Raw genomic sequence first — 16092 nt, 5'->3', positions numbered from 1 at the left:
ACAAGGATTTACCGCCCGCATGAAGGCCAATGGCTCCCATGTAATTCGGTTGCTCATCTCTTGTTTGGTTGTGCTAGGGGTATGGCAAGGGGCCGTAACAGTGTTTGATTTACCCAGCTTTATTTTGCCTGAGCCCATCTCGGTATTTGCACGTCTTGGCAGTCGTAGCGATGTCCTGCTCCAACACACAATAGTCACCTCACAAGAGATTGTCTTAGGGTTATTACTTGGTTTGAGCATGGGGCTGATGTTTGCCCTGCAAATGTTGTTATTTGAGCCGTTACGCCGCTGGTTACTACCCATTTTAATCGCTTCTCAAGCCATTCCTGTTTTTGCTATTGCACCTATTTTGATGCTTTGGTTTGGCTATGGCATTACCTCAAAAGTGGTGATGGCGGCATTGATCATCTTTTTCCCTGTGACTACCTGTTGTTATGACGGTTTGAGAAATACCCCCAAGGGCTATCTTGATCTGAGCAAAACCATGGGAGCAACCCGCTGGCAGCAACTCACCCAAGTAAGATTACCGGCAGCTATGCCGGCATTAGCTTCGGGGATTCGTGTCGCGGTAGTGGTGGCACCCATTGGCGCCGTCGTGGGGGAGTGGGTAGGCTCTAGTGCCGGTTTAGGCTATTTAATGCTACAAGCCAATGCGCGAATGATGATCGATGAGATGTTTGCCGCGTTATTTATTCTGGCTCTTATCTCGGTTACCTTGTATTTCATCACCGATAAGTTACTCAATAAATTTGTCCCATGGCAGTTTGATTAACGGCCATTTTTTATGTCATTAAGGAAGAGACATGCGTTTATATAAAAAGAAACGGACAGCTTGGATAGCGGCGACGGCCGTAATGTTGAGTTCCCTCCTGTTTAGCTCAGCAAGCTTTGCCAAAGATAAAGAGTTAACGTTAATGCTTGATTGGTTTGTTAACCCAAACCATGGGCCTATTATCATTGCCAAGCAACACGGGTTATTTAAGGCGCAAGGACTAAAAGTCACTATTCAAGAGCCTGCCGATCCCAGTGTGCCATCCAAACTGGTCGCGGCCAATCAAGTGGATTTAGCCATATCCTATCAGCCCTCTTTTTTGATTGATGTGGCCTCAGGTTTACCTTTGGTATGGAGCGGTACGCTGCTGGCGACGCCATTAAACACCTTAACCGTATTAGATAACGGCAAGATCAACACCTTATCTGATTTGAAAGGAAAAACCGTAGGTGTATCGGTATCGGGGAGTGATGAAGCCATTATTGGCCGAATGCTTGGTCATGAACATATAGACGATTCCGATATAAAAATTGTTAACGTAGGGTGGGCGCTTTCATCATCATTAGCCTCCGGGCGAGTGGATGCCATTTGGGGCGGAATGCGTAACTTTGAGTCTCATCAACTAGAGCTTGAAGGTTTTAAATCAAAAAGCTTTTTCCCAGAAGAGCACGGCATTCCTCCTTACGACGAACTGATGTTTGTGGCAAACGCTAAGCATTACGATAAGGAGGCCATTCAACGCTTTAACAAAGCGCTAGAACTGGCCACACAATACATTGTCAATCACCCAGAAAAAGCTTGGAAAGAGTTCATTACCTATAACCCAGATACATTAAATAACGAGCTTAATCATAGAGCATGGCTAGATACATTAAGCCGATTTGCATTGCGACCATCAGCGGTAAATAAGCAACGTTATGAGGATTACAGCCAGTTTATGTACGATTTGAAAATTATTTCTACCATCCCCAATAGCAACACCTATTTAATTGATTTTTAACTATTATTTTAGGAACAAGGAAGCCTTATGAAACGATTTACATCAAAGTTGTTTACTGCAAAGCTGTTTGCCGTACTAGCTAGTACCCTTTTGCTTTTTAGCCCACTTTCACAAGCTAAGCAAACAGAATTGACCTTAATGCTCGATTGGTTTGTTAATCCAAATCATGGGCCTATTGTGATTGCCCAGCAGCACGGGTTATTTAAAGCGCAAGGTCTAAAAGTGAATATCCAAGAGCCGGCCGATCCTAGCGTGCCCGCAAAATTAGTGGCGGCCAATAAAATTGATTTGGCGGTCTCCTATCAACCCACTTTAACTATAGATGTGGCCGCAGGTTTGCCGTTAATTCGCAGCGGTACCTTAATTTCTACGCCACTGAATACCTTAATGGTGATTGATAATGGCAAGATCAATTCATTAAAAGATCTTAAAGGGAAAAAAGTCGGTATTGCCATTGCTGGCAATGAAGAAGCGACGGTAGGCACCATGTTGCGCTCGGCGGGGTTGCAGTTCTCTGATGTGGAAATTATCAACGTTGGCTGGGCGTTATCGTCATCGGTAGCGTCTGGCAAAGTGGATGCGATATGGGGCGGACTGCGCAATTTTGAAAGTAACCAACTGGCTTTAGAAGGCTTTAAAGCTAAAGCATTCTTCCCAGAAGAGCACGGCGTTCCCGCTTATGATGAGCTTGTGTTTGTCGCTAATGCGAATAGCTATAATGCCGATGCATTAAAGCGTTTTAACGCGGCCATTGAGCTTGCAACGCAATACATAGTTAACCATCCAGAGAAAGCGTGGAAAGAGTTTGTCGCTTACAACCCAGACACACTTAATAACGAATTAAACCATCGTGCTTGGCAAGATACGTTGACTCGATTTGCCTTACGACCAGCGGCGGTTGATCGTCAGCGTTACGATAATTACGCCCAGTTTATGTTTAACAATAAAATTATCTCTAGCGTACCGAATAGCGCTAAATACTTGCCAACATTTTAAGGTGATTTAATGAATACTCAGCAACTTATTCAAGCATGTCAGCAAGAGTGGCAAGCGTATATTGAACATGATTTTGTGCACCAGTTGGCCAATGGCACACTGCAACATGACGTGTTTTTACATTATTTAAAACAAGATTTTTTATTCTTAAAGCAATACTCCCGCGCCTACGCATTGGCTATTTATAAAGCAAAAAACCTTGCTCAAATGCGCCATGCACTGCCGAGCCTTCATAACCTGCTGGACTGTGAAATTGGTCATCACATTGAGTTTTGTCAAAAGTGGGGTGTCAGTGAGCAAGAGATGGAAGCGGAAACCGAAGATTTTGGTACGGTTGCCTACACTCGCTATGTATTAGATACCGGGAGTGCAGGGGATTTAGTTGATCTTTACGTTGCTCTTGCGCCATGCGCCATTGGTTATGGCGTGATTGGTGACAACCTGGCCCAGCGCGAAACGACAGTATTGCATGGCAATCCTTATCAGAGTTGGTTGGAAATGTACGCTAGTGAAGAGTTTCAACAAAGTGTTGTGGCGTGCATTGACAATCTTGATCAGCTTATTGCGGATATTCCGGACCAAAGCGAGCGCGCTAAAGAATTAATTGAGGTGTTTAGAACGGCAACCCGCATGGAAATTGCGTTTTGGGAGCAGGGCTATAACGCGGTAAAATAGGAATAAGGGATTTAAAATACATGATGGATAAGAAGCAAATCGTTGCCAGTTTACAAATGCTGCGTGACAACAAGCCACTCGTTGTGAATGTCACTAACTATGTGGTGATGAACAATACTGCTAATGCACTGTTGTCTATTGGCGCATCACCGATTATGGCGCACTCCGCTCAAGAAATGTCAGAGATGATGGGCTTTGCTGGCAGTTTAGTGGTGAATATTGGTACCTTAGATAGCGTATGGATCACGCGTATGTTATTTGCCGTTGAACAAGCCAATATTAATGGAAAAATGGTCATCCTTGATCCTGTTGGCTGCGGCGCAAGTGTGTTACGTACTGAGGTTTCTCGACAAATAGCAGAGCAGGCCGATAAGCTGATCATTCGTGGTAATGCCTCAGAGATTATTGCCCTTGCTGGAGATCACGCTCAGTCAAAGGGGGTCGATGCCCTTGATAGCAGTGATTCGGCGTTACATGCGGCAAAATTTTGCGTAGAGCAATACGGCGCCAATGTGGTGATTTCTGGTGCCAGTGATTATGTCGTGACCTCTGAGGTAACCTATAAGCTTGATAACGGCCATCCTATGATGCCTTATGTCACCGGCATGGGCTGCTCTCATACGGCTATTACTGGGGCATTTGCCGCGATTGGTGAAGTGACAGGCGTTGCGGCTACTGCAATTCTTGGAGTGGCTGGGGAAATTGCCGCAGAGAAATCAGCAGGCCCAGGTTCATTACAAATGAATCTACTAGATGCTTTATATCAACTGAATACGGATACGCTATTAGCCCGTTTAAAGTTTGCTACCGTTTAATTGGAATAAATCTATGAACCCTTATGAACTCTACTTTGTTACCGACGATCAGCAAGATCTTGATACCTTGTGTCAAGTGGTAAAACAAGCTATTGCTGGTGGGGTAACTATGGTGCAAATCCGTGAAAAACACGGTGATGTACGTGCATTTATTGCCAGAGCACGAGCGGTCAAAAAAGTAATGGCAGGGACAGGTGTCCCTCTTATTATTAATGACCGTGTAGACGTTGCCCTAGCTGTGGATGCATGTGGTGTTCATTTGGGTCAATCGGATATGTCCGTGGAGGATGCTCGCCGTTTATTGGGGGAGGATAAAATCTTAGGTCTATCCGTTGAAAGTGAACAACAATTACTCAATGCACAAGCATTATCGGTAGACTATTTAGGGGTGAGCGCTATTTTTGCAACGCCCACAAAGCGCAATACAATAAAGCACTGGGGTATTGAAGGCTTAACTCAAGCGGTGAAAATGTCGGCCAAGCCTTTAGTGGCTATAGGTGGCATTAATGACAGTAATATCCATAGTGTGGTCAGCACTGGCGTCGAGGGCATTGCGTTGGTGTCGGCCATCTCTGCCGCCGACGACCCAAAAATCGCCAGTGAGAAACTGTTGCTGAAGATGCGCTCATAGCTTATATACCACTGCCAATCGAACCTATTTCATACCAAAGCCAGTCAAATAATCACCACAGTTTGGACTCTTATTATTTCTAAAAATAATAGAGTCTGAACGAGTTACTCGCCATCAAATGATACCTTCCAATTTATGTCCGATATTGAGTTTTGCAACATCAGCAAAGGATCTGAGCCATCGTTCATCTGAAAATATGGCCACCCATTGTAAATAACAGCATGGAACACCGTAGCTAAAAGCGATTCCCTGCTGAAGTTGCTGTGCCTGACCTATAAATGTTAGGAACTCAATGTATGCGCTAATGAAGGTTTAACTATGGGTGTCCATATAAATCGCTAAGGATAAAAATATGGCCACCCATTGTAAATAACAGCATGGAACACAGTAACTAGAAGCGACTCGCTGTTGAAGTTGCTGTGGCTGACCTATAAATGCGAAGTGCTCAATGTATGCGCTAATGAGGTTTAACTATGGGTGTCTATATCAATCTTTATGAAGAAAGGTGTGGTAGTACGCCTATAGATATATGGATCAATCTGGGCTGAAAAGAATCTAGCCCAGATTGAATCTGACAGGTACTGAGTTTAAGAGAGTCTCGCCTTGCTTGTCTGATTGATATAATCAGTACGTTTGTACTCCATCATAACTATGCGATATATAGATCGAATAAAAAGCATTAAAGAATGATTCCACCTACTGATGGCGTGTCGTCTTTTTTCTTAATTGGTAATGCTTTAGGCTTTGCTGCTGATTTTGTTTGTCGAGGAGCATAAGTAGACTTTCTCGCTATACTCTTCGATTTAATCGCACTTGCATCGCCTTTAATTACAGTAACGTATGCCAGTTTAGGCAAAACCTTCGTCACTTTTACTGTAGCCACTTTGATTTCATCACGACCAAGGCTTTCTTTAGTCACAGGGTCAACAAACTTTTCACCTAGACTAAATACATCGTAGTACTGACCTTTTTTGACCGTTGAACCACCAGAGTTAAGTACCATTGAACCATTATCACCAACAAGCAACACTAAAGGGTAGATATTGTCTTTCAATTGGGTAAATACTTTCTTTGAAGCAATATCGACAAGTAAGCTCAAGTTATTTCGACTAGACGTTGTTGGAATTGTTGCAGACCATTTAACTTGGTTATTGATGACATCCACAATACGAAATTCAACGAGCACTTTAGAGCTGTAGTAAGTTTTGACATCTTTAATTTTCTCGCCTGTTAATTCAACTATGCGAGAATTATCCACAACACGTTTATGTGTCTTAGCTGAAAGGACTTTTCCCGTAATAACGTATTGAAGCGTTGGATCTTTCTGATCACTTAAGACTTTAAACTTACGATCTTGTACAAGGAATTGTTGTACTTTTTTACTGATAGTAGAGCCTTTAGGTCCTGAGAATTGTCTAACAGCAATAGTACGACGGTTAGAGTTAAGATCTTTTATCTTATCTCTTGGGTCAACTTTCACGCTAACTTCAAGTCTCACATTACAGAAATCATTTAAGCACTGTTCATTTAAAATTCGGTACTTAACATTCCCTTTTGCGGTTGTATGAACACCATCAATCATCGCTTCTTTTGCTTCGCTCTTTTCTCCATTTGAAGAATAGGTCGTAGTCGAAATTCGAGAGCTATCAATGGAAACGCCAGATACTTGTTCTACAGCCCTACGTAATCCTACATCAATCGCTTGATCTAAAGTTTCAGCTTGTCCAGTAGTCACCACTTTTTCGTAGCTCGCAGCCTGCCCAGAGGATGCACCAAATAGAAATGCACAAATTAATAAAAGCTTTTTGATCATTTAAAAATCCGCCGCATCAAACGTATCTTCAGATTCGGCAGAGTGTCTAGAGCTTGCCACCTCTTTTTGTACTGCTTGATCTAGTTGCGTTTCGCTCTTACCACTGGCTAAGTTCTTCGCATTAGTCACTTTCTTTGGGTGCCATACAAGTACAGAGCCTACCATTTCATGCCCCGTTACAGGGTGCTTACGACGCCAATCATATTCAACACTCACACCTGTCATATTCTGAATGGAAGACTGCATTGCAGCACGCTCTTCCATACTTTCAATCAAAGACTGTGTTAAGCCTGAAGAGGTAGAGCGAACAGAGTCGACAATCCATTCAAATTTTTCACTTTCACTTTTTTGTGTCTCTATTGACGTTTTATTCTTTAAATCACCATTGAGGTTGTAGGCTCGTGATAGGTTGGCCCAGGCATTGTTGGTGGCAAACTTCTTGGCAATCTTACGCTCAATTTTCTTTTTTGTAGGTGATTTTGAATAAGCCACACCAGACTGACCATATGCCACAATCATTGGGTAACCTTCAGCGTCATAGAGCACGTCTGTACCGGTTTTAAGATATAAAGAATCTTTCTTAGACGACAGCATTTGGTGCAAGGATGCAAACTGCTTGTTGGCTTTATATTCACGAGGAGCAACTTCACCATGCGAGTCAATCATCGCTTTAATTTCATCACGCTTATTAGCGGATAAAACCATGGCTACACCGATAGTACCATGTCCAGATTCGGTAATTTCTTCGTATTGCTTAACCACTACCATGCCAGATAGATTACCGTAAGAAGAACGGACAGTTTGCTCAACAACAGATTGCTTATACAGGTCTCGTTTTATTGAAGGTGTTGCAGCGTTAAATTGCTTAGGGTCAATGCCCATTTCATTTAATTCACCATCAAGCTTACCATCAAGAACAGCAATAACTTTATCAATGAAACCTTCCATTTTAGAATCAGTTTTGAAATCATCTTCTGTTGGAGTTGGAAGACCATTATTGCTTGTCATTGATGAAATTACATTGTTGGTAACACTCGTATTTAATGTTTCTAAGTATGATATACGAGCATTCATCACTGCCTCCTCTAGTGCACGCTCACGGTACTTTGCCCAGCGAGCGTCATTACGATCAACACTTAATTCAGCAGTACCGCTAAAAACAAAAACTTTATGTGCTTTACCTGACTGCTTTAAGCTACTTTTCACTTTAGAGATATAACGATCGAGCTTACCTTCAACAACATCGAGGGTATCAACATCTTCTTCTACTTGAACAACATCTTTATCCGATTGCTCACCTAATACTTCTGCTGATACTTCTGCCGTTGTGGTTGTGTCAACTAATTCGTCTGCCAAAACAGCAGGAGCGCTTGCGCCTGTCAGCATCATGGCTAATAGAAGTTTATTAAATTTCATGGGTCACCTAACTTTCTTAATAATAATGGATAGCCAAAGCTATCCATTATTTATGTGTTACTAATCAATCACTCTATTACCAGCTTACGCTAGCACCATCAGAAATTTTTCCGACTACACGTTCGCCTTCCCAATATGCCAGACCATTTTCTATATTAGTCATTGATAGTTGAAAGTAGTATTCGATGCGAGTGTCGTTATTATCTAACGATGTATTACGTTGTAGAATTTTTCCTGATAGGCTAAAGTCGGGTGCAAACACTTGGTTATCACCTTTCACTGTCGACTGCTTAACCATTTTCGAATCTTTTAATTCACGCATCTTCTTAGTTGCGTCATCTTCACCGAATGCAGTCGTAACTAAGAACTTACCTGATTGAAGTAAGTTAACGCGTAAACTTTTTGTTAGTTGGTCTGTGTCTAAACGCTGCATAGTGTCATTTTCGATGTCATTTACGTACACGATGTAACGACCACCTTCATCTGCCTGAGGGTGGGTCATTAATTTACTTGCGATGATCTCGTTTGACATCTCATTAGCTGCTTTTGAGAAGTCAGCGTATGACAGACCTGCGACAACATTCGTTTGAGTGTCTGACGCGTCGATATACGTTGTTTTTGTTGCACAACCAGAAAGAGTTAGAACTGCAACTGCAAGTACCAGTTTTTTCATTGTATGTCCTTAGATATTAACTACTTTGATTGTCGGCTCAATTACCGGAGAAATCGCTTTTACATAGATGATGTGCTTGCTTGCATTTGCATCAAGTTCGACAGGGATCGTGAATGCTCCCGCTTTAATTTTAACTGTGTTATTTTTTGCATCGATACGTGTGGCTTGATACTCGCTTGGTAATGCTGAGAATGAACGGATATCAGCGCCCGTTGTTAGCATCTGTACCATTGCGAATGCATTACCCAGTAACGGATCATGATCTTTCACTTGTTTCTGAGCGATAGTTTTCAATGTGGCACGAGTAATTTCACGAGCAAGAATATATGGGAAGTCTTGGTCGAACTCTGCACCAATGATCCTATCCATGTCTGCGATAGTTTCAGTATTGTGCCCTTCAATAGTGATGTTATTCAGCGCTTTTCCTCGTTCTTTTAGACGTGGAATGGCAATACCTGTGTATGAAACGTTGTTAGAAAGGATGAAAACAGGGAGGTCAATACGCTTTTCTTCGCGTACTGTTGATTGACCATTTTCGAAGATAACCCAAACTTTGTTTGCTAGTTTATCTTGGTCATTTGAACGAACCATAGAACGAGCAAGCTCATAATCAGCTTTCGCCGCTTCAGAGTTGGTTAAGGAATATACACGCTTGAACGAATCAGCCGCTTTCTGGAAGTCAGATTTATTTTTACTAGTAAGAAGAAGGTTTAGACCATAAGAGTAAGTGGTAAAAGGGTTTATGTAGCCTTCATAAGGTTTCCAATGGCCTTGGTCGATACCTGCATTAGCTAGAATCTTCTTGGTTGTTCTAGATTCCATTGATTGCTTTACAAGCGCACCCGACTCTCCCGCTTCTTCTTTGATTTCAGCTTGGCGTTTTTTAATCACATCAGCGAAGTACTTAGCTGCGCGGCGTTGGCGCTCTTCAGCACGGTTTAATTCCACACGAGCGTTTTGGTAATCATTTTGAGAAATGAAGTTCCAAGCTTTAATGGTGTTAGACATGACGCCATCGTAATGAGCTTGCTCATAAGAAAGCATCGCATCATTACCGAGCATAGATCCCACCAGCTCAGCGCCTTCTACTGCTGCGCTTTCAGTATCCTCACTCTTCATCATATGTTCCGTAGAATCTAATAACTTAGTGGATAAGTCATACTGTCCTACGTAGTTTAACGTAGCGCCTGCTTGAAGCGTCCATAGAAGGTCACTGGTTTCACCAGACTTTTCATTATAACCTGCATGATCAAGAGCCACTTCAGCCGCTCCATTATAATCACCGGTATTGAGCTTATTGTTAAAGCTTTCAAAATCATTTTTTTGCATCATTGATGTACAGCCTGAAAGCATAAGCATGCTTACTAAGCCACTGATAAGTTTTAATTTCATAGCACCTGCATTCACAACAATAAATTTATTGATTGCGAATATACTTGAATTATTAACTATTCACAGTATGAATTGATTGATATTTGATCTACCTCATTAATATCTATATTTCTTTATAATTCTGTGGGGCATTAACAGGCAGTTTGACTTTTCTATTAATATTAATATACCAATCAAATACATATTTAAGATTTTTCAGTTTTCGTATATCAAGAGTCTGGAGGATGTGCAAAAAATATTTTGATGAAAACTAAAAACATAACAAATAGAAGCGCTTTGTTAATAAAAGAATGAAACCCGAATTCAACTCCGAAGTGCGACATTCTTAATATTCAAGTAGCCTCCATCATTTCTCTAAAAATGACAGCAGGTTGCTTGAACCCTAAACACTTTTTTGGACGATAATTAATTCGTTGTTGCGCCCTTTCAATATCATCATCACTAACCGTTCTTAGATCTGTTCCTTTCTTTACGTACTGTCTCAACAGGCCGTTAGCATTTTCATTCGCTCCTCGTTCACAAGAGCTGTAAGGGTGTGCGAAGTACACGTCGGTTTCTAATGCCCGTGCTATTTCTTCATGACCTGCAAACTCACGACCATTATCTGCGGTAATAGTATGAACGAACGCTTTATAAGGCATCAGCATTGCTATGGTTGCGTTAGTCACGTCTTTTGCTGACTTAGAGGGCACTTTCTGTGTCAGATAAAAACGCGTTTGACGCTCTAAGAGAGTGACAATTGCCCCCGTTCCATGCTTGCCTAAGACCGTATCAATTTCCCAGTCACCAAAGCGTTCACGACTATCAACAATGTCAGGCCTTTCATCTATTGAAACTGCGTTTTTGATTGCAGGTGCTTTCTCTGTCTTGCCCCGTCGATACCGCTTATGGCCTTGGCGCAAGTGCTTAAATAGCTTTCCACCTTGTCGCTTATTACGAGCGACGAATCGGTAAATCCACTCATGGCTCACTTTAGCCCCTGCGCGGGTTAAGACATTAGATATTTGCTCTGGACTCCAATCGATAGACAACAGAACCTCAATAAAATCTATACGCGATTGAGGTACTTGATACTTACGGGCTTGCCGTCGTTTTTCTATTGATTGATGATGTGCTTTGTCTGGCCGATATTGTTCTTTCTTGCTACATCGTTTCAGCTCTCGATAAACGGTTGAGCGATGGCATTTAACTGTCTTAGCAATTTCAGATATTGAAATTCCCCGTTCCAAAAGGGCAGAAATTTGATATCTTCTTCCCTCGGTCAACTGCTGATAATTCATAGTAGTTCTGCTTGTTTCTTTGGCGAGAAGAGCGTACCACTTTCGGCAGTTGGCTTCTTCTTCTATGCCTTTCCATGAATGTCGCAGTTATTATCTGAAATCGGGAATACCATAGGTGCAAGGGAAGTTGGTAGCCCTGACTTATAAATGCAAGATTTTCAATATATACGTTAATGAGAGTCTAGTTATGGTTGTCCTTATAAATCTGCATATAAACCTTCTGGCGATTAAAAATTATCCAGTGAGCAACTGTTGCTGAAGTTGCGTTCATAGTTTGTATACCACTGCCAATCAGCTAATTTCAAGCCAAAACCAGTCAAATAATCACCACAGTTTGGACTCTACCATTTCTAAAAATAATAGAGTCTGAACGAGTTACTCGCCATCAAATGATACCTTCCAATTTATGTCCGATATTGAGTTATACAACATCAGCAAAGGATCTGAGCCATCGTTCATCTGAAAATATGGCCACCCATTGTAAATAACAGCATGGAACACCGTAACTAAAAGCGATTCCCTGCTGAAGTTGCTGTGCCTGTCCTGTAAATGTTAGGAGCTCAATGTATGCGCTAATGAAGGTTTAACTATGGGTGTCCATATAAATCTTTTATTTTGTTTGAAACTTAATCACATTCAACAACTGCATCCAGAACAGTCATAGAATATACAATATTTAAGACTGACATTACCTCACCTGCTAAATCTGAGTCATGATTCAGTGGCCAACGTAAAGTAGCAGAGTTATCGTTACTACCTTCCCAAAAATCAACGGTTTTGCCTTTTAAAGCATTTTGAATATTACTAAATAGAGTAGGGTTTTGATCTTTATTAATATAAACCTGAAGATAGATGAGTTTACCTTCATTTCTTTTTCCTTGCATCGCCTTTGGGCTACTAAATAGTATGACGTTAACTGGTGAATTAGCAAATCCATATTTAAAAGTAGGCAGTGGTTTGAACCAAGTTTCTTTTTTATAGAAAAAAACATTCCCAAACTGTTCTTTGCATTGATTGGTAATCTGGGTGTTTAAATCATAGAGACCATCTATGAGTAAGTCCCACATGCCACTAATCTCAGCCATATTTTCTAGGGCAAAGGTGAAGTTTGGGTTCTTGTTTTTTTGCATGGCTAGCCTCTCTAAATGTAGTAAAAAATCACGTAATACAAATACCCATTTATTAATTTCACTTAACATAAAATGAGTGTGCAGGTTTTTTGAAACAGTAGTTTTTAGGTCGTTGAATGAAATTCCCACCCATCGTTGCGCAACCGATGGGTCATTAACCTTCCCTGAAGGAGATAAAATCGCATAAAAGACCTCCTTGTTAAATTCTGAGCCTAATTTTTCACCGTAACTTTCGTATTCATTGAAAGGGTTCACTTGGTCATGTTCGACCTTAACTTCAATAATGACGAAGTAATCATTGTATTCAAGTACTAGGTCAAGTCGCTTGTTGTTTTCAGTGGAGACCTCTCTGTCACAAGTTATAGGTAGTGAAGTTTCAGTTATATTTTTATCTGAATTTCGGTTGATTAATTCAATAATGCTGTTGCCAAATAAATTTGCCATACCGTGTTGTTCTGTGCTATTGCAGAAAAATGCTATGATGTCACTGGTTGGATTTTCAAAATGACCTCGGGTGCCAATATCGAATATAGTTTTCTCGCTTTCAATCACGGGAAGATTACGATATTTATTTAGTAATATCTCAAGTTGTTCTAGTTCCATTCATTAACCTCATTGTCAGTACATAACTCTTCAGATTTAGTGCCATTACAAAGTTTTTATTTATATAGCTTTGTCATTTTCTCGAGCCTACCGCGTATTTCATCAATTAATAGTTGTGGCTCCATGATGACGGCGTCGACAGAGAACCTAAGGACCCAACCCACTATGTCATAGGTAGGCTGAGTTTTCAGTGTCACTTGATGCCATTCTTCATCCAATGGAATGACTTCTTGAGAAGGGTGAAGTTGACCATGCCGTACCCAGTCCAATGCAAAGTGACGTACTTTGATTCGGATAGTGGTGGGTTGTTTTAATAATATCCAGCCCGTCGGATTGGCATTGATATAGTCATGTAATCTAAATGCCTTTGGGGCTTGATATGGTAAATAGGTCTGCTTTGCATCATGCATACGTGTGAGATTAAAAAGTTGTGGTTTCTCGGGAGTTTCAGACTTAGTTGCCACTAAGTAGTGTGCATGTTCACGTACAACAATAGCTAGAGGGTTTAAGATATAGGTACTAGCGTTTTCGGCATCAAGTTTTTGATAAAGAAATTCTAGCTGCGTTTCGTTGATAACAGCTTCATAGACTTGCTTGATGAGTTCCGCATCTATTGGAATGGTGGTATGGGGGTGTTGACCATCGACAACATGTAGCTTCTCTTGCCATTTTCGTAAATTGTTTCGTCCACTCAATACTTTTTTGGCTTTGTTGACACGAGTATCGAGTATATCGATTGATTCTGGCGGGACGATACGACGAAGTGTTTTTTCGATAGTTAACAGTAGAAATGCTTCTGTAGGCTGCATCGTTGGTACTAGTTCAGAATTCTTGTGTGCGTGTTTCCAAGTATTCCCATCAGGTGTTCGCTTACTGTCTATATCGATAATGTGTTGCAGTTTGATCAGGTCGCGTTCAGTCGTGCGCTTGGTAACATCAAATCCCTCGTCAACAAGTGATTGATGTAATTCATGTGTCGAGATACCAGCAGCGTTAGGGCTAGGGAGTTTACGGCAAAGTTCAAACAGTCTTAGCACCGTGCTGTTAATGGCATTATTATTGGGCATATTGGTCGATCCTGTTCTCGTAGTTAAGAAATATTGAAACTCTTAAGCTAGATATATTTAAACACTCAGGTCGAATTCTGACAGCACCAGATAAGCAGCAAGTGTCTGGAAGTCGTTGTTCTAAATTGTTCATTGCTAATTCAAACTCATTAAGTTGGGCATCTATACCACCAAAGATAATCAGTAGAGCCGTGGTTGGCTGGAAGTGTTGGTTTCCGACAGCATTCTCTATGGCTTGGGTGATTCTGGATTCCCCGTAACCTATGCCTTCGTAAAACTCAGTTTTTGTCATTTTGCTAAACAAGCAACGAATGTCTGCAAAGTCTAGACAGACAAGCCCTTCATGTTCGATAGTCTCAATCAAACGACAGGTGAATAGATCTATTGTTTCACGTGTTTGAACTAAAAAGCCATCGCTTAAGTCACCCCAGTAAGGTTGGCTTTCTGTCGATTGACTCGTAATGATAACTATCTTGCTTTTAAATTGCTTGAGACTTGCCCTCAGTTGTTCGATTTCTTCGATAGTGAAACTTGTATCGTCAATTATGATCAAATCTGAGCGGGCCACATGAAAAAGTAGTATGTCTTGTGGTCTCGCTATGGTAATTCTGTGTAAAAGACAAAATAATGAAACCGAAAGCACGGGAATATTCTTTCTTATGAGTAAATATTGAACTAAATCAACGTCCATAGCTACCGGTAACCTAGATGAGATTGACTCAGTGGTACTCATGTGAATCCCCTTGGATGATAGTTAACGGTTGACTTAATGTTTTAGGCTGAACTCCTGCAAAAATGGCATAAATGTTTATATCTTCAGTTTTGTTGTCAGAGATAGCGGTGCCTATGATTATTGGGATGTCGCTATTTAGATTGTTAGTTATTAACTCTCCAATATCGTGAATATCTTGCAGGCGCAATGTACTGCCACCGCTGATGTTAATCAGTGCAGCTTTAGATTTACTTAAATCGTATTCATCTAATAGCGGATTTATTAATGTGGATTGAACCGCCTCTTCAACGCCACTGACTTGGCTTCCCTTTCCGTAACCGATGACTGTTGCACCAGCCCCTTTTATTACAGTTCTGACATCCGCAAAATCAAGATTAATATAACCGCTAGTCTTAATGAGGGAATAGATACCTAGTAACGATTGTTTAAGGGTTTGATTGGAGTAATCAAATGCTTCTACTAACGTACTGGATTTTGCTAGATGCTCAAGGAGTTTTTGATTTGACACGGGTATCACGGCATCTGCATTTTGCAATATGGATTTTAGAGCACTTTCTGAAAAGTGTTGTTTCTTTTTTCCTTCAAAATGAAAGGGAAGAGTAGTAATAATAACGGTTATTGTATCTGATGCCTTTAAAGCTTCAGAAATAACAGGAATAGCGCCGGTAGCAGTACCTCCACCTAATCCACCACAAATAAAAATGATGTCGTATTGTTCAAGTGAACGAACAATGTCATCCAATGCTTCTTTCATGGCTAATTCACCCATTTCAGGATTAGAGCCTGCACTGCGCCCCATGGTTATAGTTGTTCCAATTGGTTTTTTTGTAACACACTCACTGGAAACTAAACCCCTAGCGTCTGTATCAAATACAAATAAATCGACATCTCTTTCGACAGCGTTTTTAATGTGCTCAACAGTGTTGTGGCCACAACCGCCAACGCCCACAACGGCTATTCGGTGAATATACTCAGGTAAAAACATGCAGTGTGCTCTCTATTTTGTATTTAGATTCAATAATAAATTGAAGTGCGACACTCAGTGTCGCGGATGGTTGTTTAAATAAAAATTATTTGATCTTAGATATACATACAC

Annotated in this window: 15 protein-coding genes; 6 read left to right on the top strand and 9 right to left on the bottom strand. The window is 41.0% G+C overall.

All coding sequences use genetic code 11. The annotated features are described in order from the left end of the window. Positions 1-19: 19 nt before the first annotated feature. From OCU56_RS14895 to thiE, 6 genes are all read left to right on the top strand, one after another. A complete protein-coding gene (locus OCU56_RS14895) occupies positions 20-772 on the top strand; it encodes an ABC transporter permease (protein ID WP_315973195.1) in 753 nt (250 codons plus the stop codon). An 82-nt stretch (positions 773-854) separates the two neighbouring features. Then, positions 855-1772: an ABC transporter substrate-binding protein gene (locus OCU56_RS14890; RefSeq protein WP_390904889.1), complete on the top strand. Its 918-nt coding sequence runs from the start codon at positions 855-857 to the stop codon at positions 1770-1772. Positions 1773-1799: 27 nt separating this feature from the next. Next, complete coding sequence (locus tag OCU56_RS14885) at positions 1800-2768, top strand: ABC transporter substrate-binding protein (protein ID WP_261875506.1); 969 nt, start codon at positions 1800-1802, stop codon at positions 2766-2768. Between the two features lie 9 nt (positions 2769-2777). Continuing rightward, the gene (gene tenA / locus OCU56_RS14880; RefSeq protein ID WP_261875505.1) at positions 2778-3443 is read left to right on the top strand and encodes a thiaminase II; all 666 of its coding nucleotides are present in this window, start codon (positions 2778-2780) and stop codon (positions 3441-3443) included. 23 nt (positions 3444-3466) lie between these two features. Beyond that, the gene (gene thiM / locus OCU56_RS14875) at positions 3467-4258 is read left to right on the top strand and encodes a hydroxyethylthiazole kinase (protein ID WP_261875623.1); all 792 of its coding nucleotides are present in this window, start codon (positions 3467-3469) and stop codon (positions 4256-4258) included. A 13-nt stretch (positions 4259-4271) separates the two neighbouring features. Then, positions 4272-4889, top strand: coding sequence for a thiamine phosphate synthase (thiE, locus tag OCU56_RS14870; RefSeq protein ID WP_261875504.1), 618 nt, complete (start codon positions 4272-4274; stop codon positions 4887-4889). A gap of 679 nt (positions 4890-5568) precedes the next feature. Here thiE and OCU56_RS14865 read toward each other — a convergent pair. The 9 genes from OCU56_RS14865 to OCU56_RS14825 form a co-directional block, all read right to left on the bottom strand. Beyond that, on the bottom strand, positions 5569-6702 hold the full coding sequence (locus OCU56_RS14865) for a hypothetical protein (protein ID WP_261875503.1): 1134 nt from the start codon (positions 6700-6702) through the stop codon (positions 5569-5571). After that, positions 6703-8118, bottom strand: coding sequence for a DUF6844 domain-containing protein (locus OCU56_RS14860; RefSeq protein WP_261875502.1), 1416 nt, complete (start codon positions 8116-8118; stop codon positions 6703-6705). 76 nt (positions 8119-8194) lie between these two features. Continuing rightward, a complete protein-coding gene (gene lpoB, locus OCU56_RS14855; RefSeq protein ID WP_261875501.1) occupies positions 8195-8791 on the bottom strand; it encodes a penicillin-binding protein activator LpoB in 597 nt (198 codons plus the stop codon). A 9-nt stretch (positions 8792-8800) separates the two neighbouring features. Beyond that, positions 8801-10183, bottom strand: coding sequence for a COG3014 family protein (locus OCU56_RS14850; protein WP_261875500.1), 1383 nt, complete (start codon positions 10181-10183; stop codon positions 8801-8803). A 332-nt stretch (positions 10184-10515) separates the two neighbouring features. Next, positions 10516-11463 carry an IS30 family transposase gene (locus tag OCU56_RS14845; RefSeq protein WP_261872596.1) on the bottom strand — a complete coding sequence of 316 codons (948 nt, stop codon included), beginning with the start codon at positions 11461-11463 and terminating at the stop codon, positions 10516-10518. A 626-nt stretch (positions 11464-12089) separates the two neighbouring features. After that, positions 12090-13196, bottom strand: coding sequence for a PD-(D/E)XK nuclease family protein (locus OCU56_RS14840; protein WP_261875499.1), 1107 nt, complete (start codon positions 13194-13196; stop codon positions 12090-12092). Positions 13197-13252: 56 nt separating this feature from the next. Next, positions 13253-14263: a helix-turn-helix transcriptional regulator gene (locus OCU56_RS14835; RefSeq protein WP_261875498.1), complete on the bottom strand. Its 1011-nt coding sequence runs from the start codon at positions 14261-14263 to the stop codon at positions 13253-13255. Then, positions 14253-14996, bottom strand: coding sequence for an FtsZ/tubulin family protein (locus OCU56_RS14830; RefSeq protein ID WP_261875497.1), 744 nt, complete (start codon positions 14994-14996; stop codon positions 14253-14255). The genes OCU56_RS14835 and OCU56_RS14830 overlap by 11 nt, the downstream gene beginning before the upstream one ends. Then, positions 14983-15981 (bottom strand): cell division protein FtsZ, encoded by a 999-nt coding sequence (locus tag OCU56_RS14825; protein WP_261875496.1) that lies wholly within the window; start codon positions 15979-15981, stop codon positions 14983-14985. The genes OCU56_RS14830 and OCU56_RS14825 overlap by 14 nt, the downstream gene beginning before the upstream one ends. Positions 15982-16092 lie beyond the last annotated feature (111 nt).

The sequence above is a fragment of the Vibrio rarus genome (assembly GCF_024347075.1).
GTDB classification, from domain to species: Bacteria; Pseudomonadota; Gammaproteobacteria; order Enterobacterales; family Vibrionaceae; genus Vibrio; species Vibrio rarus.
This window is presented reverse-complemented; position numbering and strand designations above follow the sequence as displayed.